Below are 23,712 nucleotides of genomic sequence, written 5' to 3'. Positions count from 1 at the left end.
GGCGAGGCCCTGTTCCCCCTGGGCGGCGAGCGCGCGGTGCGCCTGGTGCTGGAGGACGGCGAGTACCGCGTGGCGGCCATCGAATGACGGCCAGAAGCCGCGCGCGCCCCGGGCAGGGTGGAAGGCCGGGCGGCCTCCGGCGATGTGCGTTAAACGACGTTGACAGCCCCCGGAGTGCTGGCAATCTCCGCCCCCCTTCAAGCGTGCAAACGCCTGTTTTCAAAAGGTTTCAGGTGTCCCGATGAGCGTGTCCCAGGCCGATGTGATGACGGCCATGTCGAAGGTGATCGACCCCGAGCTGCACGTCGACCTGGTGAAGGCCGGGATGGTGAAGGACGTGCGCGTCACCGGCGACACGGTGAAGCTGAAGATCGAGCTGACCACGCCCGCGTGTCCCATGAAGGGGAAGATCCAGGCGGACGCGGAGGCGGCGCTCAAGGCGGTGCCGGGCCTGAAGTCCTTCGACATCGAGTGGGGCGCCCAGGTGCGCGGCGTCGCCGGAGGCTCCGGTGGCGGCGGGGCGCTGTTGCCGGGCGTGAAGAACATCCTGCTCGTGGGCGCCGGCAAGGGCGGCGTGGGCAAGAGCACGGTGGCGGTGAACCTGGCCACGTCGCTCGCGCAGCACGGCGCCAAGGTGGGCCTGCTGGACGCGGACTTCTACGGCCCCTCCGTGCCGCTGATGACGGGCACCGCGGACAAGCGCCCGGTGAGCCCCAACGGCAAGACGCTGGATCCGCTGGTCGCCCACGGCCTGAAGATCATGTCCATCGGCTTCCTGGTGGAGGCGGATCAGGCGCTCATCTGGCGCGGCCCCATGCTCCACGGCGCCCTCATGCAGCTGGTGCGCGACGTGAACTGGGGGGAGCTGGACTACCTCATCCTGGACCTGCCCCCCGGCACGGGCGACGTGGCGCTGACCCTGTCGCAGTCCGTGCGGGCCGCGGGCGCGGTGCTGGTGACGACGCCGCAGGACGTGGCGCTGGCGGACGTGGTGCGCGCCAAGCAGATGTTCGACAAGGTCCACATCCCCGTGCTGGGCATCGTGGAGAACATGAGCCAGTTCATCTGCCCGCACTGCAACAAGAGCACGCCCATCTTCAACCACGGCGGCGGGCGCAAGGCCGCGGAGATGTTCGGCATCCCATTCCTGGGGGAGATCCCGCTCGACCTCAAGGTGCGCGAGGCGGGAGACTCCGGCGTGCCGGTGGTGGTGGGGCACAAGGACAGCCCGGAGGCGAAGGCCTTCCAGGACGTCGCCCGTGCCGTGGCGGGGCGCGTGTCCGCGCAGTCCATGAAGAGCGTGCCCCTGCCGGTGATGCAGGCCCGCTAGGGCTCAACTGAAGCGAAGGAGACCCCTCATGGCCCCGGCCGGCAACGACGACCTCCCGCCTGATCCGCTGTTCGACGACGACTCGGAGCAGCAGCCCGGCCGGGAGAGCCGCTCGGGCGGCTTCGTGCCGGACTTCGTGCGGCGCATGGCGGTGGCCGGCATGGGCGCGGTCTTCATGGGCGAGGAGGGCATCCGTGCCCTCGCCGGCCAGCTGAAGCTCCCCAAGGAGGCGCTGGGCTTCATCCTCTCCCAGGCGGAGAAGACCAAGGACGACATCAGCCGCGTCGTCACGGAGGAGCTGCGCCGCTTCATGCAGTCGGAGAAGCTGCGCGACGAGTTCCTCAAGCTGCTCTCCGGCATGACGGTGGAGGTCAAGGCGCAGATCCGCCTGGTGCCGTCGGAGAAGTCCGAGGAGGCGCCCGCGCCGGAGCCGCACGGCACCCGGGCCCACAAGAAGGCCGCGGAGGCGCCCACCGCGCGCGTGGTCATCACGGACGTGAACGCGCGCCGGCCGGCCTCCAAGCGCTCGAAGCGGGAGTAGGGACGTGGCGGAGGAAGTCCCCACGTCGCCCGCGCCGGAGGTTCCGGCACCGCCCCCCGAGCCGCGGCCCGGCTGGCGCACGCACCCGCTGCCCAAGCGGCTGGCGCTCATCGCCATCGTGGCGTTGGGGCTGTGGCTGTGGAAGGCCACGGACCTGCCGGAGCGGCAGATCATCTTCCAGCTCACCGGAGACGGCTGGAGCCGCGCGCGAGCCCTGGACCTCCAGGTGATGGACGACGAGGAGCACATCCTCAAGCGCGAGGAGCGTTTCTTCGCGAACGGTCCGCCCCCGGAGGTGACCTTCAAGATGCGCCTGCCGGAGGGCACCTTCCGCGCGCTCCTGTTCGTGAAGGTGGAGGGGCGCGAGCCGCGCGTGCGCGTGGAGGAGCGGCTCACGGTGGGCGAGGGTGAGGCCATCGTCCGCCAGCCGAGGCTCCCCGACGTCAGCCGTTGACCGTCGTTGACCCTCCTGGGGGCGTGCGTTATGGCCGCCGGCACAGGAGAGAAGACGCCATGGCAACGGAACACATCGTCGTCGTCGGTGCAGGGCAGATGGGCGCGGGCATCGCGCAGGTGGCGCTCCAGGCGGGCCTCCGCGTGTCGCTGGTGGACGTCAACAAGGACGGGCTCGCCAAGGGCGCGGACCGCATCAAGGCCGGCCTGAAGAAGCTGGTGGAGAAGGGCAAGCTGGACGCGGCGAAGCAGCAGGCCGCCGAAGCCAACCTCGCCACCTTCACGAGCGCGCGCGACGCCAAGGACGTGGACGTCGCCATCGAGGCCGTCACGGAGAACGAGGACCTCAAGCGCCGCATCTTCCTGGAGCTGGACGAGGTGGTGCGCCCCGGCGGCATCCTCGCCACCAACACGTCCTCCATCCCCATCACCCGCATCGCCGCGGCCACGAAGCGCCCGGAAGCCGTCATCGGGATGCACTTCATGAACCCGGTGCCGGTGATGCAGCTCGTGGAGCTGATCCGCGGCGCGGCCACCAGCGACGAGACCTACGCCACCATCCGCGCGATGGCCGAGCGCATGGGCAAGACGACGGTGGTCTCCAAGGACTACCCGGGCTTCATCGTCAACCGCATCCTCATCCCCATGCTCAACGAGGCCTGCTTCGCGCTGATGGAGGGCCTGGGCACCGCGGAGGACATCGACACCGCGATGAAGCTGGGCACCAACCAGCCCATGGGCCCGCTGCAGCTGGCGGACTTCATCGGCCTGGACACGGTGCTCTACATCGCCGAGGTGCTCCACAAGGGCCTGGGTGACTCCAAGTACCGCCCGTGCCCGCTGCTGCGTCAGTACGTGGACGCCGGCTGGTACGGCAAGAAGTCCGGCCGCGGCTTCTACAAGTACTAAGGCTCCGGAGACACCACGCACATGGACTACCAGAACATCAAGTTCGAGAAGGACGGCGCCATCGCCATCCTCACCGTGGACCGCCCCAAGGCGCTCAACGCGCTCAACAGCGCCACGTTCCACGAGATGGACCACGCGCTGCGCTCGCTGAAGGAGGACACGCGCGCGCTCATCGTCACCGGCGGCGGGGACAAGTCCTTCGTCGCGGGCGCGGACATCGCGGAGATGTCCACCATCAGCGCCGCGCAGGCCCGCGAGTTCTCCGCGCTGGGGCACCACGTCTTCGCGTCCCTGGAGAACCTGCCCATCCCCACCATCGCGGCCGTCAACGGCTTCGCGCTGGGCGGCGGCCTGGAGCTGGCCCTGGGGTGCGACCTCATCTACGCGTCGGAGAAGGCGAAGCTGGGCGTGCCGGAAGTCACCCTGGGCGTCATCCCGGGCTTCGGCGGCACGCAGCGCCTCACGCGCCTGCTGGGCCGCGCCCGCGCCAAGGAGCTGCTCTTCACCGCGGACCGCATCGACGCGGCGAAGGCGAAGGAGATCGGCCTGGTCCTGGAGGTGCTGCCCGCGGACAAGCTGATGGAGCACTGCAAGGCGGTGGCCGCCAAGATCCTGAAGAACGGCCCGCTCGCGGTGGCCCAGGCCAAGCGCGTGGTGGAGTACGGCGCGGACCAGGACCTGCGCGCCGCCAACGAGCTGGAGCGCCAGGGCTTCGCGGTCCTCTTCGGTTCGGAGGATCAGCGCGAGGGCATGGCCGCGTTCCTGGCCAAGCGTCCGGCCCACTTCCAGGGCAAGTGACGTGAAGCCCGCGGTCGCGGCCGGGAGCCTGCTGTGCTTCCTGGCCGCGCCGCCGGCCCGGGCGGACGCCGAGCCGGAGCGCCTGGAGCGCGCCCCGGCCCTGGTGTCCTGGAAGCGCGCGCTGTGTCTCTACACGCTGTGCTTCCTGGAGCCCGCCATCCCGGACCTGCGCCGCGAGTGGGGCGACGGCGCCCACTGGGTGCTCTCCTGGCCCATCCACCCCTGGGCCACGCCGCCGCTGGACGTCCCCGGCGTGCTGGGCCCCACGCTCATCCTGTCGCCCTTCGTGGAGCCCCAGCTGCGGCTGCGGCCGTCCACCTTCCGCCTGCTCGCCGGGGCCCGCGCGTATGCGTTCCCGGACGCGTACCGCCTGGGCGTGCTGGCCGAGGGGGCGGGCGTGTGGGGCGGGGACGGGAAGGGCGGGGTGGCCGGGGTGGGGCTCACCTATGACTTGATTGAACGGCACCGGGACACGCAACCGTGGACGGTGTCGGTGGTGGTGCGCAGGGCGTGGACGGACGCGGGGGCTCGGACGGACGTGTCCTTCGACGTGACGGTGCCGCTGGCGATGTTCTTTGGGACCCGGATTCCCGCCCCCGAGGACGGCGGGGCGTCTTCGGAGTAGCCCCCGGGCGGACCCCGTACTATGGGAGGTCCACCATGAACTTCGAGCTGACCGACATCCAGCGCGAGATCCAGCGGCTGTGCCGCGAGTTCGCCGCCAAGGAGCTCATCCCCAACGCCCGCAAGTGGGACGAACAGCACGCGTGGCCCACGGACGCGGTGAAGAAGCTGGCGGAGCTGTCGCTGCTGGGCATCGCCGTTCCGGAGGAGTGGGGCGGCGCGGGCCTGGACAACGTCTGCTACGCCATCGCCATGGAGGAGATTTCGCGCGGCTGCGCCTCCACCGGCGTCATCATGAGCGTGAACAACTCGCTCTACTGCGACCCGGTGTCCAAGTTCGGCACCCCCGAGCAGAAGGAGCAGTTCCTCAAGCCCTTCGCCAGCGGCCAGAAGATCGGCTGCTTCGGCCTGACGGAGCCGGAGGCCGGCAGCGACGCCGCCGCCCAGAAGACCGTCGCCGTGAAGCGCGGCGACGAGTACATCATCAACGGCTCCAAGAACTGGATCACCAACGGCCCCAAGGCCGACGCCATCGTCCTCATCACGATGACGAACAAGGAAGCGGGCAACAAGGGCATCACCGCCTTCCTCGTGCCCACCAACACCCCCGGCTTCACCCGCGCGGAGCCCGACAAGAAGATGGGCATCAGCGCCGCCTGGTCCTGCTCCATGTTCTTCGAGGACATGCGCGTGCCGGAGAAGTACCGCCTGGGCAAGGAGGGCGAGGGCTTCAAGGTCGCCATGTCCACGCTGGACGGCGGCCGCATCGGCATCGCGTCCCAGGCGCTGGGCATCGCGCGCGCGGCCTTCGAGGAGGCGGTGCGCTACTCCGGTGAGCGCAAGACGTTCGGCAAGCCCATCCGCGACCACCAGGCCATCCAGTTCATGATCGCCGACATGGCCATGGAGATCGACGCGGCCCGCCTGCTCGTGTGGCGCGCGGCGCTGATGAAGGACAAGGGCGTGCGCCACAGCCCGGAGAGCGCCATGGCCAAGCTCTACGCCAGCGAGATGGCCAGCCGCGTGGCCAACAAGGCCCTGCAGATCCACGGCGGCATGGGCTACAGCAAGGAGATGGACGCCGAGCGCCACGTGCGCGACGCGCGCATCACCGAAATCTACGAGGGGACGAGCGAGATCCAGCGCATCGTCATCTCCGCCAACCTGCTGAAGGAGTAGTCACCCGCCATGAAGCGCGCGCTCCTCCCCGTGCTGTTCCTGTCCCTGGGCCTCGGCGCCCCGCTGGCGCTCGCCCAGGGCACGTCGAAGAAGAAGGCCGCGGCCACGACCGCCGTGACCCAGACGGCGGCCCCCGCGACCACGCCCGCGCCCAAGAAGGACGACGGGCTGGACGTCGGCCGGCTGCCCTTCACCCCGGACTCCATCCGCCAGGTGATGGCCCACCACATGCCTCGCATCCAGGAGTGCTACGAGGACCACATGGTGGAGAAGGACAAGAAGGTGGAGGGCCTGCTGCGCACCACCTTCACCATCACCGCGGAGGGCACCGTGCGCAGCGCGAAGATCGACAAGTACGGCAGCACGCTGAAGGACGCGGGCCTCAACGACTGCGTGGTGGCGGTGCTGTCGTCCATGGACTTCCCCAAGCCCCCGGACGGCCGCGACCACCCCATCGAGTACCCGTTCAACCTCAAGGCCATCGAGTAGCGCTCGAGCCGCGCTCAGGACACCCGCGCCCGTGAACTTCGACCTCACCGAGACCCAGACGCTCATCCGCGACACCGCGCGCAAGTTCGCCCGCGAGCGCGTGGCCCCGCACGCCCGCGCCGCGGACCGCGAGGAGCGCTTCGACCCGGAAGTCTTCAAGGCCCTGGCCGAAGTGGGCCTGCTGGGCGTGAACCTGCCGGGGAAGTACGGCGGCGCGGAAGCGGGCGTCGTGTCCTACGCGCTGGCCATGATGGAGATGGCCGCCGCGGACGCCTCCGTGTCCGTGGCCATGGCCGTCACCAACATGTGCGGGGAGCTCATCCACGCGGCCGGCAACGACGCGCAGCGGGAGAAGTACGTCACGCGCATCACCTCCGGTGAGGCCATCGTCGGCGCGTTCGCCCTGAGCGAGCCGCACGCGGGCTCCGACCCCGGCGCCATGCGCACCACCGCCACGAAGCGCGGCGACGTGTACGTGCTCAACGGCAGCAAGCAGTGGATCACCTCCGGTGCCTACGCGGGCGTCATCGTCGTCTGGGCCCGCACGGGCCAGTCGGGCAACAAGGGCCTGTCCTGCTTCATCGTGGAGGGCGGCGCCAAGGGCCTCCACGTGGGCAAGCACGAGGACAAGATGGGCCTGCGCGCGTCCAACACCGTGGGGCTCACCTTCGAGGACTGTGAAGTGCCGGCGGCCAACCTCCTGGGCAAGGAGGGGGACGGGTTCCGCCTGGCCATGATGGCGCTGGACGGCGGGCGCATCGGCATCGCGGCGCAGGCGTGCGGCACGGGCCGCGCGGCGCTGGAGGCGACCGTGTCCTACACCAAGGACCGCAAGGCCTTTGGCCAGGCCGTGGCGGACCTCCAGGCCCCGCGCTTCATGATGGCGGACATGCGCACCCAGCTGGACGCGGCGGAGCTGCTCACCCTGCGCGCCGCCGCCCTCAAGGAGGCCGGCCAGCCGTTCACCCGCGAGGCCTCCATGGCGAAGCTGTTCGCCAGCGAGATGAGCAACAAGGTCGCGGACAAGGCCGTGCAGCTGCACGGTGGTTACGGTTACATCGACGAGTTCCCCGTCGAGCGTTACTTCCGCGACGCCCGCGTGCAGACCATCTACGAGGGCACCAGCGAGGTGCAGCGCATGGTCATCGCCCGCGAGACGTTCCGTCGGGAAGGGTAGGGGTAGGTGCGCTCCGTCCGTCCCACCCGGGGCGGGCGGGCAAGGGGCCCCGGCAGGCGCCAGAGGTGCGGCGCCGCCCGGGTGTTCATAGAACACGGATCACCATTCGGGTGCGGCGCCCCTCTTGACTCCCGGAAACCCAGGTGTCTAGGGTGCGCGGCTTCCAACCAGCCTTGCGTCCCTGTTCGAGGGACAATCGCGGTTTCCCGTCGCTCCCCGCAGGCGGCCGCGCACCCATCTCAACAGGGGGCAGTCGTACCGTTCCAAGGACTTCCACTTCATGCAGCAGAACGTGAACCAGCAGATCGACGGCGGTGACGAAGACTTCGCGGCGATGTTCGAGGCCTCGCTCAAGGAGCGTGGCGGCGACGGAATCCTGAAGGAAGGCGAGATCGTCAAGGGCACGGTCGTGCAGGTGACGAAGGATTTCGCGATCGTGGACATCGGCTACAAGTCCGAGGGTCAGGTCCCGATCTCCGAGTTCACCAATCCCCGCGGGGAAGTCACGGTCAAGGCCGGCGACCCCGTCGAGGTCCTCCTGGAGAGCCGCGAGAACGACACCGGCATGGTCGTCCTCTCCAAGGAGAAGGCCGACAAGATGCGCATCTGGGACGAGATCTCCGCCGCGTGCGAGCGTGATGAGATCGTCAAGGGCACCATCGTCGGACGCGTGAAGGGCGGCCTCTCCGTCGACATCGGCGTGAAGGCGTTCCTCCCCGGCTCCCAGGTCGACATCCGCCCTGTGCGCAACCTTGACCAGTACATCTCGAAGGAATTCGAGTTCAAGGTCATCAAGTTCAACAAGAAGCGCGGCAACATCGTCCTCTCTCGCCGCGTGCTGCTGGAGAAGCAGCGCGAGGAGATGAAGAAGGAGACCCTCAAGAACCTCAAGGAGGGTGCGGTCCTCAAGGGCGTGGTCAAGAACCTCACGGACTACGGCGCCTTCATCGACCTGGGCGGCATCGACGGCCTGCTCCACATCACCGACATGTCCTGGGGCCGCATCGGTCACCCCAGCGAGATGTTCAACGTCGGTGACGAAGTGCGCGTCGTCGTCCTCAAGTTCGACCCCGCGCAGGAGCGCGTCAGCCTGGGCCTCAAGCAGATCCAGGAGGACCCGTGGCACCGCGCCGACGAGAAGTACCCCGTCGGCACCCGCGTCGCCGGCAAGGTCGTGTCCATCACGGACTACGGCGCGTTCATCGAGATCGAGCAGGGCGTGGAGGGCCTGGTGCACGTGTCCGAGATGTCCTGGACCAAGCGCCTCAAGCACCCGTCCAAGATCCTGGAGGTCGGCCAGACGGTGGAGGCCGTCGTCCTCGACATCGATCCGAAGGCCAAGCGCATCGCGCTGGGCATGAAGCAGATCGAGCAGAACCCCTGGACGCTGCTCGAGGACAAGTACCCGATCGGCTCCGTCATCAAGGGCCAGATCCGCAACGTCACCGACTTCGGCGTGTTCGTCGGCGTCGAGGAGGGCGTGGACGGCCTGGTGCACGTGTCCGACATCTCCTGGACCCAGCGCATCAAGCACCCGGGCGAGATGTTCAAGAAGGGCGACGAGGTCGAGGCGGTGGTCCTCAACATCGACGTCGAGAACGAGCGCTTCAGCCTGGGCATCAAGCAGCTCCAGCCGGACCCCTGGGAGACCCTCTCCGAGCGCCTGCCCGTGGGCAGCCGCGTGAAGGGCAAGGTCACCAAGGTCACCGACTTCGGCGCGTTCGTGGAGATCGAGCCGGGCATCGAGGGCCTCGTCCACGTCTCCGAGCTGAAGGAAGAGCGCGTGGAGAACCCCCGCGACGTGGTGAGCGAGGGCCAGGATGTCGAGGTGAAGCTCATCGACATCAACACCCCGGACCGCAAGGTCGCCCTGTCCATCAAGGCGCTCATCGGCGAGGGCGAGGACTACCGCGAGTACCTGCGCAAGCAGGCCGAAGGGTCCAAGGCCCGCCTGGGCGACGTGATGGCCTCCAAGCTGAAGAAGTAATCAGCCCAACGTCATGACGTGAATAGCGGCCGGGTTCCCAAGCGGGAGCCCGGCCGTTTCCATTTGATTCGCCCGAAACCGCCCGTGATAAGTCGCATCCCAACCTTCCCGGCAGCTTTCAGTTCCCTCTCAAGGAGACAGTTCCATGGCTCGTGAAGTCGTCATCGTGGGCGCGGCCCGTACCCCCATCGGCTCCTTCCAGGGAGCGCTGTCCAAGCTCACCGCCCCGCAGCTGGGCGCCATCGCCATCAAGGCGGCGCTGGAGCGCGCGGGCGTGAAGCCGGAGGCCGTGCAGGAGGTCATCATGGGCAACGTCCTCCAGGCGGGCGTGGGCCAGGCGCCTGCCCGTCAGGCGGCCATCTTCGCGGGCATCCCGGAGTCCGTGCCCGCCGTCACCCTCAACAAGGTCTGTGGCTCCGGCCTGAAGACGGTCATCGCCGCGGCGCAGGCCATCGCCCTGGGTGACGCGGACGTCGTCGTCGCGGGCGGCATGGAGTCCATGTCCAACGCGCCCTACCTGAGCCACACCATGCGCGGCGGCTCGCGCATGGGGAACGTGGAGTTCAAGGACGCGATGATCCACGACGGCCTCTGGGACGTGTACGACAACGTCCACATGGGCATCTGCGCGGAGGCCTGTGCCACCTCCCAGGACATCAGCCGCGCGCAGCAGGACGAGTTCGCGCTGGAGTCCACGCGCCGCGCCATCCAGGCCCAGAAGGAAGGCCTGTTCGCCGCGGAGATCGTCCCCGTCCAGATCCCGGGCAAGAAGCCGGATGAGTTCACCACCGTCTCCGAGGACGAGGGCCCCAAGAACGCCAAGCCGGACAAGATCCCGGGCCTCAAGCCGGTGTTCAAGAAGGACGGCACCGTGACGGCCGCCAACGCGTCCTCCATCAACGACGGCGCCGCGGCGCTGGTGCTGATGAGCGAGGAGAAGGCGAAGGCCGAAGGCCGCACCATCCTGGGCCGCATCAAGGGCTACGCGCAGGCCGCCCGCAAGCCGGTGGAGTTCACCATCGCGCCGGCGGACGCCATCAACACGCTGCTCAAGAAGCAGAACATCACCGCCAAGGACGTGGACCTCTGGGAGATCAACGAGGCCTTCTCCGTGGTGTCCATCGCCAACAACCGCATCCTCGGCCTGGAGCCGTCCAAGGTGAACGTGCGCGGCGGCGCGGTGGTGCTCGGCCACCCGATTGGCGCCTCCGGCGCGCGCGTGCTCGTCACGCTGCTCCAGACGATGAAGGACCAGGACAAGAAGCGCGGCGTGGCGTCGCTCTGCATCGGCGGCGGCGAAGGCATCGCGCTGATGGTCGAGCGCTGAGGACCTGACCGCATGAACAAGGTCTACGCGAGCGCGGACGAGGCGGTCGCCGACATCCCGGACAACATCACCCTCATGAGTGGTGGGTTCGGGCTGTGCGGCAACCCCGAGAACCTCATCACGGCCCTGCACAAGAAGAACGTGAAGGGCCTCACCATCATCTCCAACAACTGCGGCACCACGGAGCTGGGGCTGGGCATCCTCCTGCAGAACAAGCAGGTGAAGAAGATGGTCGCCAGCTACGTGGGGGAGAACAAGGAGTTCGAGCGGCAGTTCCTCTCCGGCGAGCTGGAGGTGGAGCTGAATCCGCAGGGCACGCTCGCCGAGCGCATCCGCGCCGGGGGCTGCGGCATCGGCGGGTTCTTCACGCCGACGGGCGCGGGCACCCAGGTGGCGGAGGGCAAGGAGACGCGCATCATCGACGGGCGGCCCCACGTCCTGGAGACGCCGCTGAAGGCCGACTTCGCCATCGTCCACGCCTGGAAGGCGGACACCTGGGGCAACCTGGTGTTCCACAAGACGGCGCGGAACTTCACCCCCATGATGTGCATGGCCGCCAAGGTCACCATCGTGGAGGCGGAGCACATCGTGCAGCCGGGAGAGCTGGACCCGGACCAGGTGCACATCCCGAGCATCTTCGTGCACCGCATCGTGCAGGCGCAGAACCTCCAGAAGTGGATCGAGCGGCGGACCGTCCGCAAGAAGGCGTCCTGAGCCATGCCCCTGACTCGTGAACAGATCGCGCAGCGCATCGCCCAGGAGCTGAAGGACGGCTTCTACGTGAACCTGGGCATCGGCATCCCCACGCTCGTCCCCAACTACATCCCGCACGGGGTGGAGGTGGTGCTCCAGTCGGAGAACGGCCTGCTCGGCATCGGGCCGTATCCGGAGGAGGGGACGGAGGACCCGGACCTCATCAACGCGGGCAAGGAGACGGTGACGTTGGTGAAGGGCTCCGCCTTCTTCGACTCCGCGCTGTCCTTCGGGATGATCCGCGGCGGCCACATCGACCTGGCCGTGCTGGGCGCCATGGAGGTCAGCGAAGAGGGTGACCTGGCCAACTGGATGATCCCCGGCAAGATGGTGAAGGGCATGGGCGGCGCCATGGACCTGGCCGTGGGTGCCAAGCGCATCTACGTGGCCATGGAGCACGCCAACAAGGACGGGCAGCCGAAGATCTTGAAGAAGTGCTCGCTGCCGCTGACGGGCCTCAAGTGCGTGCACCACATCGTCACGGACCACGCGTTCATCGACGTGACGCCGGAGGGCCTGGTGCTGCGGGAGCTGGCGCCCGGACTGACGGTGGAACGGGTGCAGCAGCTCACCGAGCCGAAGCTGAAGATCGCGCCCGACCTGCGCGAGATGAAGTTTCCCGCCTGACGTAGGGTGCTAGGGTGCGCTTCCGTCTCCCCGCCATTCCTGGAGGCGGACGGAAGCCACCTTCCCCGCGGGGAACGGAGCACCTCATGGCCGACACTTCGGAGAAGCCCGTTCCCGCGCCTCGCGCGCACCGCATCGACCATGAGCTGCCCGTGGCGTACCGCACGGTGGCGGGCTTCGTGACGGACTGGGCGGTGAACCTGTCGCGCGGCGGGCTCTACATCAACACGCAGCAGCCGCTGCCGGTGGGCACGGTGGTGCGCCTGCTGGTGTCGCTGCCGGGGGCCAGCTTCCCGGTGGACCTGTCGGGGAAGGTGACCCGCACCAACGCCCAGGGCACGACGGGCGCGGAGGTGCCGGGGATGGCGGTGGAGTTCCTGGACGTTGACGACGAGAAGCGGTCGCGCATCGAAGCGTTCGTGGAGCGCCTGCGGGAAGCCCTGCCGGCGGACGAGCGTGGCAGTGCGACCCGGAAGTAGGGCGGCCCCACCCAGGCGGCCCCCGCGAGTGCGCCTGCGATGACGACGCTGCCCGAAGCCCCCATTGAACTGACGATTGAACGGCTGGGCCAGCTCGGGGAGGGCGTGGCCCAGTGGGAGGGGCGCACCGTCTTCGTGCCCGGCGCGTTCCCCGGCGACACCGTGCGCGTCCACCTGGAGGCCCAGGGCAAGGTGCTGCGCGGCCTCCTGGGCCAGGTGCTGACGGATGGGGCGGCGCGCGTGGCGTCGCGCTGCGTGTACTCCGACGCGTGCGGCGGCTGTGACTGGCTGGAGCTGGCGGTGACGGCGCAGCGGTCGGCGAAGCAGGAGATCGTCCTCTCCACCCTGGAGCATCTGGGGCGCCTGAAGCGCTCGGCCTTCACCGTGCGGCCGCTGATGGTGGCGCCCCGGGACTGGGGCTACCGGCGCCGCGCGGTGCTGCACGGGGCGGGGAAGGGGGCGCTCGGCTACTTCGGCCGGCGCACCCACGAGCGCATCCCGGTGGACGTCTGCCCCGCGCTCACGCCGGTGCTCTCCGCGCTGCCCGGGAAGCTGGCCCCGCTGCTCAAGCCGCTGGCGAAGGACACCCAGGAGGTGCTGCTGCTCGCCGAGGGCGACAAGGCCGCGTTCGCGGTGAACCTGAGCGGCCCGGTGACGGCGCGGCACCTGGAGGCGGCGGAGGGCGCGGTGCGCGCGCTGCGGCTGGAGGGGGCGGTGCTGGTGCCGAAGGAGGGCTCGGCGCGGCTGATTGGCCGGCCGGTGCTGCGCTCGCTGTCCCCGCTGCGCCCGGAGGTGCCGGTGTACCTGCGGCCGGATGCGTTCGCCCAGGCGCACGCGGAGGCCAACGTGGGGCTCGTCACCGCGGCCCTGTACGAGCTGGGCGCGAAGGAGCCGGACTCCGTGCTGGAGCTGTACTCCGGCAACGGCAACTTCACGTTCCCGCTGGCCGGGACGGCCGGGTCGGTGCTGGGCGTGGAGTCGTCCCCGGTGGGCGTGGAGTTGGCGCAGCGGAGTGCTCGCGAGGGTGGGGTGGCCAACGTGCGCTTCGTCCAGGGCGACGCTCGCAAGGTGTGCGACGGGCTGGTGGCGGAGGGCCGCTCGTTCGACCTGTGCCTCGCGGATCCGCCTCGCGCCGGTGCGCCGGGCCTGGCGAAGTGGATGCGCGCGCTGAACGTGCGCCGGGTCGTGTACGTGGCATGCGACCCGGCCTCGCTGGCGCGCGACGCGGCGGGGTTGGTGGAGGCCGGTTACAAGCCCGTGGCGCTCCAGGTGGTGGACATGTTCCCGCAGACGCACCACGTGGAAGCGGTGATGTCCTTCGAACGGGAGGCCTGACGCCATGGACGCCCGCATCGTCGAGTTCGCCGAAGTGCTCCGCCAGAACGGCGTCCGCGTCAGCACGTCCGAGGTGCAGGACGCCCTGCGCGCCACGGCGGAAGTGGGCGTCCAGGACCGGGCGCTGTTCCGCTCCGTGCTGCGCACCACGCTGGTGAAGCGCGAGCTGGACGTGGAGACCTTCCGCCGCGCGTTCGACTTCTTCTTCTCCGGCGCGGCCCGCACGTTCGAGGCCATCGACGCGTCGCTGGCGAAGCAGCTGGAGGAAGAGGGCTATCTGGAGGGCGACCTCCTGAAGATGGTCATCTACCAGATGAACCTGCTGGCCCCGGAGATGTCGCCGCTGGCGCAGGCCATCCTCGCGGGCGACCGCGCGCGGCTGGCGCAGATCTTCCGGCAGGCGTCGCTCCAGCTGGACCTGGGACAGCTGGAGAGCCCGCTGCAGACGGGGTTCTTCACGCGGCGGATGCTCGCGGGCGCGGGCATGGAGCGGGCGCGGTCCGACCTCAAGGCGCTGGAGGACGAGCTGAAGGCGCGCGGGCTCCATGCGGAGGGCGTGGAGATCGTCTCACGCCACGTGGCCGCGGCGATGCGCAAGATTGAAGACGCCGCTCGCGCGGAGGTGAAGCGCCAGTCCGAGGCGCGCATCCGCCGCCGCACGGACACCGTCACGGAGAAGCCGCTGCACCTGCTCACGCAGGCGGAGGTGGACCAGATGGAGGCCGCCGTCCGCACGCTGGCGGAGAAGCTCAAGAGCCGGATGATCCGCAAGCAGCGCTCGCACCGGCGCGGGTCGCTGCACGCCCAGCGCACGCTGCGCCGGAACATGCCGTGGGACGGCATCCCCATGGTGCCGGTGTTCCGCACCCGCCGGCCGGAGCGCCCGGAGCTGGTGGTGCTCTGCGACGTGTCCGACTCCGTTCGCAACGCGTCCCGGATGATGCTGCTCTTCATGCACACGCTGCAGTCGCTGTTCGTGCGCGTGCGCTCGTTCGTCTTCGTGTCCGACGTGGGCGAGGTGACGCAGTTCTTCAAGGACCTGGACGTGAGCGAGGCCATCGACGCGGCGACCGCCGGGCGCACCGTGTCCATGAGCGCGAACTCCAACTATGGCCGTGCGCTGGCGGACTTCACGCGCGACCACCTGGGCAGCATCACGCGCCGCACCACCGTGATGATCATTGGCGACGGCCGCAACAACTACAACGCGAGCAACGCCTGGGCCCTGAAGGACCTGAAGCGCAAGGCCAAGCGCGTGCTGTGGATCTGCCCCGAGGACCGGGGCAACTGGGGCATCGGCGACAGCGAGATGCTCACCTACGAGAAGCACTGCACCCAGGCCGTGGTCGTCAACTCCGTGTCGGACCTGGCCCGCATCGCGGAACAGCTCGTCCCCGTCTGAAAACCCACTCGTTCCAGAGGAGCCCCATGGCCCCGTCCTTCTTCGACGACTACCAGGACGTCCCCAACGTGGAGACCGGTCCGGACTTCGACGCCGCCGACGACCGCACGCTGCGCATGGCGTCCCGCCCGGTGGACAAGGCGCTGCTCGACGCGCTGGTCCGCTACCAGGAGACCTTCCTGGCGCACGTGGAGGCGGAGGCCAGCCCGGAGGCCATGGCCCGCGCGGCGACGGCGGCGCTGGAGGCCAGCGGCCTGGATGTGAAGGCGGCGGAGTGGGGGAGCGCCGTGCTGCGGGCCTTCGGCGGGCGCCGGTGGACGCTGCAGCGGCTGCGCTCGAAGCTGACGGAGCTGGAGCCCCGCTCCGGGCCGGAGGTGGACGAGGTGAAGAAGCGCGTCCGGGACGAGCTGGTGAAGCAGGAGCGGGAGACGGACGCCCTGGGCCGGCGGTACGGCGCGGAGACGGTGGCCCTGCTCCGGGAGCGCGAGCCGGAGCTCCTGGCCCTGCACACCCGGCTCACGAAGGTGCTCAGCCGGGGATGACCCGGAGTGCCCGCCCGGTTGCATTCCGCGTCCGGGCGCCGCATAACGGCCCGTTTTCCTTCAAGGCCCACCCATGAAGCGCTACTTCATCCACACCTTCGGCTGCCAGATGAACGTCAACGACTCGCTGCGGATGAGCGAGACGTTGTCGAAGATGTCCTACGTCCCCACGCCGGAGCCGGACAACGCGGACCTCATCATCCTCAACACCTGCTCCATCCGGGAGAAGGCCGAGGACAAGATGCTCTCCGCGCTGGGACGCTACCGCGCCGTGAAGGCCAGCCGGGGCGCCATCCTGGGCGTAGGCGGCTGCGTGGCCCAGCAGGAGAAGGACAAGCTGCTGAAGAAGGTGCCCTACCTGGACTTCGTCTTCGGCCCGGACAACATCGCGAAGCTGCCGGAAGTCATCGCCCGCGTGCAGGACGCCCGCGAGCGCGTGGTGGAGACGGCCTTCGTGGACTCCGAGGAGTACGTCTTCCCCCGCGCCGACGCGGAGACGTCCCGCGGCAAGGTGACCGAGTTCGTCACCGTGATGAAGGGCTGCGACAACGTCTGCTCGTTCTGCATCGTCCCGCACACCCGTGGCCGCGAGGTGAGCCGCAACTTCCCGGACGTGCTCACCGAGGTCGCGGACCTGGCGGGCGTGGGCCTGCGCGAAGTCACCCTCATCGGGCAGAACGTCAACTCGTACCAGGGCGGCATCAGCTTCGCGCAGCTGCTGCTGCGCACCGCGGAGGTGCCGGGCATCGAGCGCGTGCGCTTCACGACGAGCCACCCGCATGACCTGTCGGATGAGCTCATCGAAGCCTTCCGCGTGCAGCCGAAGATCGCCCCGCACTTCCATCTTCCCGTGCAGTGCGGCAGCGACCGCATCCTGAAGATGATGCGCCGCGACTACACCGTCGAGCAGTACATGGAGCGGCTGGAGAAGCTGCGCGCGGCGCGGCCGGGCATCGCCATCACCACGGACATCATCGTGGGCTTCCCCGGAGAGACCGAGGAAGAGTTCGAGATGACGATGCAGCTCACGGAGCGGGTGAGGTACGACAACCAGTTCTCCTTCGTGTACAGCCCGCGCCCCAAGACGGGCGCCGCGTTGCGCGAGAAGGACTGGGGCCCCATCCCGCACGAGGTGAAGGTGGCCCGGCTGGAGCGGCTGCAGAAGCTGCAGCGGCGCATCAGCGGCGAGTACACCCAGGCGCAGGTGGGCCTGGACGTGGAGGTGCTGGTCGAGGGCCGCTCGCGCTACGACGCCACCAAGCGCTTCGGCCGCACGCCGGAGAACCGCACCGTGAACTTCGAGGGCGACGCTCCGGCGGGCTCCATCGTGACGGTGCATGTGGAGCGCGCCACGCCCAACCAGCTCGCGGGCAAGCAGGTGGCGATGCTCCAGGCCCCCACCGTGACGCCGCCGCCGGTGGAGCTGCCCGTGCCGCTGCATGTGCCGGCGGAGGCCTGACGCTTCCGCCGCTGTCCCGACGTCGGAGGTACTCCCATGCCGTTGAAGCCGTTTCGCGGGGTGTCCCCCCGCGTCCACCCGAGCTGCTTCATCGAGGACTCCGCCCAGGTGGTGGGCGACGTGGAGCTGGGCGAGGACTCGTCCATCTGGTTCAACTCCGTGCTGCGCGGGGACGTGAACTCCATCCGCATCGGCAAGCGCACCAACATCCAGGACCTCACCATGGTGCACGTCACCAGCCAGGGTGACTCCACGACGGTGGGCGACGACTGCACGGTGGGCCACCGGGTCATCCTCCACGGGTGCGTCGTGGGCCACCGGGTGCTGGTGGGCATGGGCGCCATCCTGATGGACGGCGTGGAGGTGGGGGACGACTGCATCATCGGCGCGGGCACGCTCCTGACGCCCGGGACGAAGATTCCCCCGGGGTCGCTGGTGGTGGGCTCGCCCGGCAAGGTGAAGCGCCCCCTCCACGACGGCGAGCGCGAGTTCCTGGTGCAGTCCGCCCTCCACTACGTGCACACCGCCGCCGAACACCGCGCCAGCCGCTGACGCAGCCGCGTTGTGCGTGTTAGGAACACCCCATGGCTCTCGTGCCCGAGACGACCCTGAAGGCCTGCCCGCTCTTCAAGGGCTTCACCGACACCGGCATCTCCATCTTCGCGGCGGCGGCCGTGTCGCGCGCCTTCCCCAAGGGGACGACGCTGTTCACCGAGGGCAGGCCGGGGGACTCGCTCCTCATCGTGGGCGAGGGCACCGTGCGGCTGAGCGCCCGGAGCCCGTCCGGTGAGGACGTGCCCCTGGGCGAAGTGACTGTCGGCGAGCCCCTGGGGGAGCTGGCGCTGGTGCAGAAGGGTGAGCGGCTGTGCTCCGCCACCGCGCAGACGGACGTGCTGGCGCTGGAGATCCGCGCGGCGGACTTCCAGAAGCTGCTCGCCGCGAAGCCGCAGGCCTGCATCAAGCTCTTGATGGGCATCGTCAGCCACTTCGGCGCGAAGGCGCGGGACAACCGGGACATGCTGCGCACGCTGGTGGCGCGAGCGCCGGGAAGCTGACCCCGCTGTCGGGCAGGTGGCTCCGGGCTCCTGCCGGGAGGCCGGACGCACGCGAGCCCCTGCCACCCGCCCCGCAGGTGGTTACTGTGCTTGCCTGGAGTCCCTCCGGGCTTCCGGGATGTCGCACACCGTGGGCGCGGGTAGACAGAAGGCCGAGGGCTTTCGTGGTGGGGCCGGGGCGCTTGAGGTGGGAAGCTGGGCGGCCGGAGTTTTCAACTGTCGCACCCGGTTGATGGCTGGGTGATGGACGGGCTGGCCCGGGTGGTTGCCGAGCGGCCCTTCGGAAGTGATTGGACGGAACGACGCGTGGAAGAACTGCTCACCAACCTGCTCGGTAACTCCCAGGGCCTCTTCGCCTACCTGACCGTGTTCGCCATCCTGGTGGCGTGCGGCCTGGGCGTGCCGCTGCCGGAGGACATCTCGCTCATCCTGGGTGGGTTCCTGGCGCACAAGGGCGCGGCCCACCTGCCGGTGATGATGGCGGTGGGGTTCTTCGGCATCCTGGTGGGTGACAGCCTCATCTACCTGGCGGGGCGCCGGCTGGGCACGCGGCTGGGGCGCGACCCGGGGGCGAAGGGTGGGGGGTTCTTCAACAAGATCGTCACGCCGGAGAAGCGGGCGAAGGTGGAGTCGCTCTTCATCACGCACGGCCAGAAGATCGTGATGATCGCCCGCTTCATGCCGGGCGTGCGCGCGGTGACGTACTTCACCGCGGGCTCCGTCCACATGCCCTACTGGCGCTTCATCCTGTGGGACGGGCTGGCGGCGCTCCTGTCCGCGCCGGTGTTCGTGTGGCTCGGGTTCCACTTCGGTGGCGAGCTGGACATGGTCATCCGCAAGCTGAAGGACGGCCAGGTGGTGGTGATGGGCTCGCTGGCGGTGCTGGCGGTGGGCTACTTCGTGTACCGCCGCCGCAAGAACGCGAAGCTCGCGGCCGAGGCCGCCGCCAAGGCGCAGGCGATGCAGGTGGCGCTGCCGCCCGTGCCGGAGACGCTGGAGAACAGCGTGTCCCAGGCGCGCGCGCCCAGCCCCAGCGCCTTCTTCGACGTGCCCGCCGACAAGGCGCCCGCGTCCGAGCCGGACCTGAACGCGCACAAGTAGCCGCCGCGCGCCAGTGACGCGGTTCACGGACCCCGCCCCCTCGAAGGAGGGAGCGGGGTTCTTCGTTGCGGGGTGGGCACTTCCGCGGACTGGCGCCTTCCGGTCACGAAGGCGCCAGCACCGCGGCGCTCACCTCACTCCTGGCCCGAGCCGCGGAGGGCCTTCGCCAGCAGCTCCGCCACGGCCTGCACTCCCGGCTCGCGCAGCAGCGTGTAGTGGGTGCCCGGCAGGCGGTGCGACTCCAGCCGGTCTCCCACGAGCGCCGTCCAGCCACCGTCACCCGCGCCCGTGTCGTCGGCGAGCTCCTCCGCCTGGACGCGCAGCACGCGCTGCTCCATGGCGGGCGGGTGGTAGCGCCGGGCCGCTTCGAGGTTGGCCTCGAAGACCTGGAACAACCCCGTGGCGCTGGCGGCGTCCACGCCGGGCGGCAGGGCGCCGGCCTGGGCCGCGGCCTCCAGCACCTTCGCGAGCGCCGCTTCGGGCTCCAGGGTCGCCAGCTCCGCCGTGTCCACGGCCAGGTCCGCCAGGGACACGCCCATCAGGTCCTGCGCGAACAGGCCCACCGCCAGCGTGCGGTCCAGGTTCGGCTCCGAGTCCGGCACCGTCTCCGGCACGTACGAGTCGATGAGCGCCACCAGCTCCACCGCTTCACCCGCTTCGCGCAGCTGGTACGCCATCTCGTAGGCGATGACGCCGCCCAGGGACCAGCCGCCCAGGTGGTACGGCCCCCGCGATTGGACCTCTCGCAGCGCGCGCACGTAGCTGGCGGCCAGGGCCTCCACGGTGTCCAGCGGTTCGCTCGCGCCGTCCAGGCCCCGGGCCTGGAGGCCGTAGAAGGGTTGATCCGGTCCCAGCCTCCTGGCGAGCTCCGCGTAGGCCAGCACGTTGCCGCCCACCGGGTGCACGCAGAAGAACGGCGGCGCGGTGCCCGGACCGTCCTTCGTGAAGGGCACCAGCGGCGTGAAGGGCCTCGGCTCCGCCGCCGCGCTCTCGCCCAGCAGCACCGCGAACCGCTCCACGCTGGGGGCCTGGAAGAGGGCCGACAGCGGGAGCTTGTAGCCCGTCTCCCGGTGCACCGCCGACATCAGGCGCACCGCGAGGAGCGAGTGGCCGCCCAGCTCGAAGAAGCTGGTGCGCACGTCCACCGCGGCCACGCCCAGGGCCTCCGCCCAGAGGCGCGCGAGCATCGCTTCCCGCTCGTCCCGGGGGCCCACGCGCGCTTCGGGGTTCGCGGCCTCGTCCACCGGCGCCGGGAGCGCCGCGCGGTCCACCTTGCCGTTGGGCGTCAGCGGGAGCACCGGCAGCGCGACGTAGGCGGCCGGCACCATGTAGTCCGGCAGCGAGCGCTGGAGGTGGCCTCGGAGCGGAGCGGTGTCCACCTCCGGCGCCACGTACGCCACCAGGCGCTGCACGCCCGGCACGTCCTCGCGCACCCGCACCATCGCGTCCCGGATGCCCGGGTGCGTGCGCAGCGCGGCTTCAATCTCACCGGGCTCGATGCGGTAGCCGCGCAGCTTCACCTGGAAGTCCAGGCGGCCCATGAAGTCGAGCGTGCCGTCCTGCTTCCAGCGGACCCGGTCGCCCGTGCGGTACATGCGGGCCCCGGGCTCCGTGCTGAACGGGTGGGGGATGAAGCGCTCCGCCGTGAGGTCCGCCCGGTTGCGGTAGCCGCGCGCCAGGCCTTCGCCCGCGATGAACAGCTCGCCGGGGACGCCCACGGACACGGGGCTCAGGTTCGCGTCCAGGACGTACACGCCCACGTTGAGCATGGGCCGGCCGATGACGGGCGTGAGCTGCATGGTGCCCTGGATGCGCTCCGTGGTGCACGCCACGGTGCCCTCGGTGGGGCCGTAGGCGTTGTAGGCGCGCGTGCGGCCCGTCGCCGCGAGCAGGCGCCACGTCACCTCGTCCATCGCCTCACCGCCGATGAGGCAGATGGACGGCACGTGGGGCTGCTCCAGGAAGCCCCCGTCCAGCAGCAGCTTGAACAGGGACGGCGTGCAGTCCAGCACGTCGATGCGCCGCTGCTCCAGCCAGGTGAGCATCGCCTCCGGATCCTGCCGCACCGCCTCCGGGACGATGCACAGGCAGTGGCCGTCCGCCATCAGCACCAGCTGGGCCACGGACGCGTCGAAGTAGAGCGGCGCGTTGAAGCTCACGCGCATCGCCGGGGGCACCTGCGTGTAGCAGGCGTCCTTCAGCGAGCGCTGGAAGTGCGCCAGCGAGCGGTGCTGGATCATCACGCCCTTGGGCGTGCCCGTGGAGCCCGACGTGTAGATGACGTACGCCAGGTGCTCCGGCCGTACGCCCGAGCGCGGGTTGCTGGGCGAGGACGACTCGATGCGCCGCGCCTCCGCGTCCAGCCGCACCACGTGCCGCACCGCCGGCTGCCACGTCTCCACCTGCGCCTGGGTGGTCAGCAGCACGGGCGCGCCGCTGTTCTCCAGGATGAAGGCCCTGCGCGCTTCAGGGGCCGTGGGGTCCAGCGGCACGTACGCGCCGCCCGCCTTGAGGATGCCCAGGATGGCGACGATGACCTCCGGCGAGCGCTCCAGGCAGAACGCCACCGGCACGTCCGGGCCCACCCCCAACGAACGCAGGTAGTGCGCCAGTTGGTTCGCGCGCACGTTGAGCTGGTGGAACGACACGGACGTGTCGCCCATCACCACGGCCGGGGCCTTGGGCGTGCGCGTCACCTGCTGCTCGAAGCGCGTGTGGAAGGGCAGGCCGCTCTCGAAGTCAGCGGTCTCTCCGCTCCACTCCTCCAGCACCCACTGGCGCTCCTCCGCCGTCAGCAGGGGCAGGGCGTCCACCGCGGCGTCCGGCTTCGCGACGGCGCCCTCCAGCAGCTGGATGAGGTGCTCCGTCAGCCGGCGCGCGGTGGCGGGCTCGAAGAGGTCCGTGGCGTAGGAGAGGGCGCCCTCGAAGCCGCGCTCCGTGCGGCCGAGCGTCAGGTCCAGGTCGAACTTCGTCGTGGGCAGGTCCACCTCCACCGGGCGCAGCGTCAGCTCCGGCAGGCGCACCTCCGAGTCCGGCACGTTCTGGAGCGCGAAGAGGGCCTGGATGAGCGGCGTGCGCGACAGGTCGCGCGTGGGCTGCACGGCCTCCACCAGCCGCTCGAAGGGGATGTCCTGGTGCTCGTACGCGCCCAGCGTGGTGGTGCGCACCTGCGCGAGCAGCTTGCGGAACGACGGGCGGCCGTCGAACCGCGCGCGCAGCACCAGCGTGTTGACGAAGAAGCCGATGAGGCCCTCCGTCTCCGTATGGCGCCGGCCCGCGATGGACGTGCCCACCAGCAGGTCCTCCTGACCGGAGTACCGGTGCAGCAACGTCTGGAAGGCCGCGAGCAGCACCATGAAGGGCGTGGCTCCCTCACGCTGCGCCAGCGCCTCCACCCCTTCGCTCAACGCCTGCGACAGGCGCACCGGGAAGGTGGCGCCCCTCGCTGAGCGCTGCGGCGGACGCGGCTTGTCCGTGGGCAGCGCCAGCGCCTGCGGGGCTCCGGCCAGCTGCTGCGTCCACCAGGCGAGCTGCGCGTCCAGCACCTCACCCTGGAGCCAGCCGCGCTGCCAGACGGCGAAGTCCGGGTACTGCACCGGCAGCGGGGCCAGCGGCGAGGGCTGTCCCTGCCGGAAGGCCTCGTAGAGCGCGGTGACTTCGCGCACCAGGATGCTCATGGACCAGCCGTCGCCGATGGCGTGATGCAGGCACAGGAGCAGCACGTGCTCCTGTTCGCCCAGCTTCAGGAGCGTGAGGCGCGCCAGCGGACCCACGGCGAGGTCGAAGGGCGTCAGCGCGTCCTCGCTCGCGAGCCGAAGGACCTCCTCCTCGCGCGCGTCGTCGGGGAGCTCCGTCAGGTCCACCACCGACAGGACTCCGGTGGGGGCGGGGTGCACGTGCTGACGGGGTTCGCCGTCGTGGGACTCGAACGTGGTGCGCAGCGCTTCGTGGCGCTGCACCAGGGCGTCGAAGGCCTGCTGGAGCGCGGGCACGTCCACCGCGCCGGAGAGGCGCAGCGCGGTGGGCATGTTGTAGAGCGCGCTGCCCGGGTCGAGCTGATCGATGAACCACAGGCGCTGCTGCGCGAACGACAGCGGGTGCGGCCCGGCGGTTGCCGCGGGCCGCAGCGGCGGCAGGGCGCTGGC

At 69.9% G+C, this 23,712-nt stretch carries 22 protein-coding genes; 21 read left to right on the top strand and 1 reads right to left on the bottom strand.

From position 1 onward, the window contains the following. Positions 1 to 241: 241 nt before the first annotated feature. The 21 genes from apbC to ACLEQD_RS10305 all read left to right on the top strand — a co-directional run bounded on the left by apbC (position 242) and on the right by ACLEQD_RS10305 (position 19,567). Positions 242 to 1,330, top strand: a complete 1,089-nt coding sequence (gene apbC / locus ACLEQD_RS10405) for an iron-sulfur cluster carrier protein ApbC (protein ID WP_338264007.1) — start codon at positions 242 to 244, stop codon at positions 1,328 to 1,330. Positions 1,331 to 1,358: 28 nt separating this feature from the next. After that, the gene (locus ACLEQD_RS10400) at positions 1,359 to 1,871 is read left to right on the top strand and encodes a hypothetical protein (RefSeq protein WP_410383361.1); all 513 of its coding nucleotides are present in this window, start codon (positions 1,359 to 1,361) and stop codon (positions 1,869 to 1,871) included. 4 nt (positions 1,872 to 1,875) lie between these two features. Continuing rightward, positions 1,876 to 2,325 (top strand): hypothetical protein, encoded by a 450-nt coding sequence (locus ACLEQD_RS10395; protein ID WP_410383360.1) that lies wholly within the window; start codon positions 1,876 to 1,878, stop codon positions 2,323 to 2,325. Between the two features lie 59 nt (positions 2,326 to 2,384). Next, on the top strand, positions 2,385 to 3,233 hold the full coding sequence (locus ACLEQD_RS10390; RefSeq protein ID WP_171412886.1) for a 3-hydroxyacyl-CoA dehydrogenase family protein: 849 nt from the start codon (positions 2,385 to 2,387) through the stop codon (positions 3,231 to 3,233). A 21-nt stretch (positions 3,234 to 3,254) separates the two neighbouring features. Further along, complete coding sequence (locus ACLEQD_RS10385) at positions 3,255 to 4,031, top strand: enoyl-CoA hydratase-related protein (RefSeq protein WP_410383359.1); 777 nt, start codon at positions 3,255 to 3,257, stop codon at positions 4,029 to 4,031. A 1-nt stretch (position 4,032) separates the two neighbouring features. Then, a complete protein-coding gene (locus ACLEQD_RS10380; protein WP_410383358.1) occupies positions 4,033 to 4,656 on the top strand; it encodes a hypothetical protein in 624 nt (207 codons plus the stop codon). Between the two features lie 35 nt (positions 4,657 to 4,691). Then, complete coding sequence (locus ACLEQD_RS10375) at positions 4,692 to 5,834, top strand: acyl-CoA dehydrogenase (RefSeq protein WP_410383357.1); 1,143 nt, start codon at positions 4,692 to 4,694, stop codon at positions 5,832 to 5,834. A gap of 9 nt (positions 5,835 to 5,843) precedes the next feature. Continuing rightward, positions 5,844 to 6,323 (top strand): AgmX/PglI C-terminal domain-containing protein, encoded by a 480-nt coding sequence (locus ACLEQD_RS10370; protein WP_410383355.1) that lies wholly within the window; start codon positions 5,844 to 5,846, stop codon positions 6,321 to 6,323. A 31-nt stretch (positions 6,324 to 6,354) separates the two neighbouring features. Then, on the top strand, positions 6,355 to 7,500 hold the full coding sequence (locus tag ACLEQD_RS10365) for an acyl-CoA dehydrogenase family protein (protein ID WP_410383354.1): 1,146 nt from the start codon (positions 6,355 to 6,357) through the stop codon (positions 7,498 to 7,500). A 280-nt stretch (positions 7,501 to 7,780) separates the two neighbouring features. Further along, the gene (locus ACLEQD_RS10360) at positions 7,781 to 9,487 is read left to right on the top strand and encodes a 30S ribosomal protein S1 (protein WP_120563302.1); all 1,707 of its coding nucleotides are present in this window, start codon (positions 7,781 to 7,783) and stop codon (positions 9,485 to 9,487) included. A 145-nt stretch (positions 9,488 to 9,632) separates the two neighbouring features. Continuing rightward, positions 9,633 to 10,814 (top strand): thiolase family protein, encoded by a 1,182-nt coding sequence (locus ACLEQD_RS10355; RefSeq protein ID WP_410383352.1) that lies wholly within the window; start codon positions 9,633 to 9,635, stop codon positions 10,812 to 10,814. Between the two features lie 12 nt (positions 10,815 to 10,826). Beyond that, positions 10,827 to 11,528 (top strand): CoA transferase subunit A, encoded by a 702-nt coding sequence (locus ACLEQD_RS10350; RefSeq protein ID WP_410383351.1) that lies wholly within the window; start codon positions 10,827 to 10,829, stop codon positions 11,526 to 11,528. 3 nt (positions 11,529 to 11,531) lie between these two features. Then, positions 11,532 to 12,194 (top strand): CoA transferase subunit B, encoded by a 663-nt coding sequence (locus tag ACLEQD_RS10345; protein WP_410383350.1) that lies wholly within the window; start codon positions 11,532 to 11,534, stop codon positions 12,192 to 12,194. Positions 12,195 to 12,280: 86 nt separating this feature from the next. Further along, positions 12,281 to 12,673, top strand: coding sequence for a TIGR02266 family protein (locus ACLEQD_RS10340; RefSeq protein WP_207056930.1), 393 nt, complete (start codon positions 12,281 to 12,283; stop codon positions 12,671 to 12,673). Between the two features lie 39 nt (positions 12,674 to 12,712). Next, the gene (locus ACLEQD_RS10335; protein WP_410383349.1) at positions 12,713 to 14,008 is read left to right on the top strand and encodes a class I SAM-dependent RNA methyltransferase; all 1,296 of its coding nucleotides are present in this window, start codon (positions 12,713 to 12,715) and stop codon (positions 14,006 to 14,008) included. A gap of 4 nt (positions 14,009 to 14,012) precedes the next feature. Continuing rightward, positions 14,013 to 15,410, top strand: a complete 1,398-nt coding sequence (locus tag ACLEQD_RS10330) for a VWA domain-containing protein (RefSeq protein WP_410383348.1) — start codon at positions 14,013 to 14,015, stop codon at positions 15,408 to 15,410. Between the two features lie 26 nt (positions 15,411 to 15,436). Then, positions 15,437 to 15,952: a hypothetical protein gene (locus ACLEQD_RS10325; RefSeq protein WP_410383346.1), complete on the top strand. Its 516-nt coding sequence runs from the start codon at positions 15,437 to 15,439 to the stop codon at positions 15,950 to 15,952. A 73-nt stretch (positions 15,953 to 16,025) separates the two neighbouring features. Next, on the top strand, positions 16,026 to 17,411 hold the full coding sequence (miaB, locus tag ACLEQD_RS10320) for a tRNA (N6-isopentenyl adenosine(37)-C2)-methylthiotransferase MiaB (protein WP_410383345.1): 1,386 nt from the start codon (positions 16,026 to 16,028) through the stop codon (positions 17,409 to 17,411). A gap of 36 nt (positions 17,412 to 17,447) precedes the next feature. After that, positions 17,448 to 17,963: a gamma carbonic anhydrase family protein gene (locus tag ACLEQD_RS10315; RefSeq protein ID WP_410383344.1), complete on the top strand. Its 516-nt coding sequence runs from the start codon at positions 17,448 to 17,450 to the stop codon at positions 17,961 to 17,963. Between the two features lie 32 nt (positions 17,964 to 17,995). Then, entirely contained in the window at positions 17,996 to 18,466 is a 471-nt protein-coding gene (locus tag ACLEQD_RS10310; RefSeq protein ID WP_410383343.1) for a cyclic nucleotide-binding domain-containing protein, read from the top strand. A gap of 306 nt (positions 18,467 to 18,772) precedes the next feature. After that, entirely contained in the window at positions 18,773 to 19,567 is a 795-nt protein-coding gene (locus ACLEQD_RS10305; protein ID WP_410383342.1) for a DedA family protein, read from the top strand. A 134-nt stretch (positions 19,568 to 19,701) separates the two neighbouring features. Here ACLEQD_RS10305 and ACLEQD_RS10300 read toward each other — a convergent pair. Next, on the bottom strand, positions 19,702 to 23,712 hold a 4,011-nt coding region (locus tag ACLEQD_RS10300; RefSeq protein ID WP_410383341.1), incomplete at its 5' end, for a non-ribosomal peptide synthetase.

Source organism: Corallococcus sp. 4LFB, from assembly GCF_046520365.1.
GTDB lineage: Bacteria > Myxococcota > Myxococcia > Myxococcales > Myxococcaceae > Corallococcus > Corallococcus caeni.
Note: the sequence above shows the minus strand (reverse complement) of the source record. Positions and strands in the feature narration are given on the sequence as shown.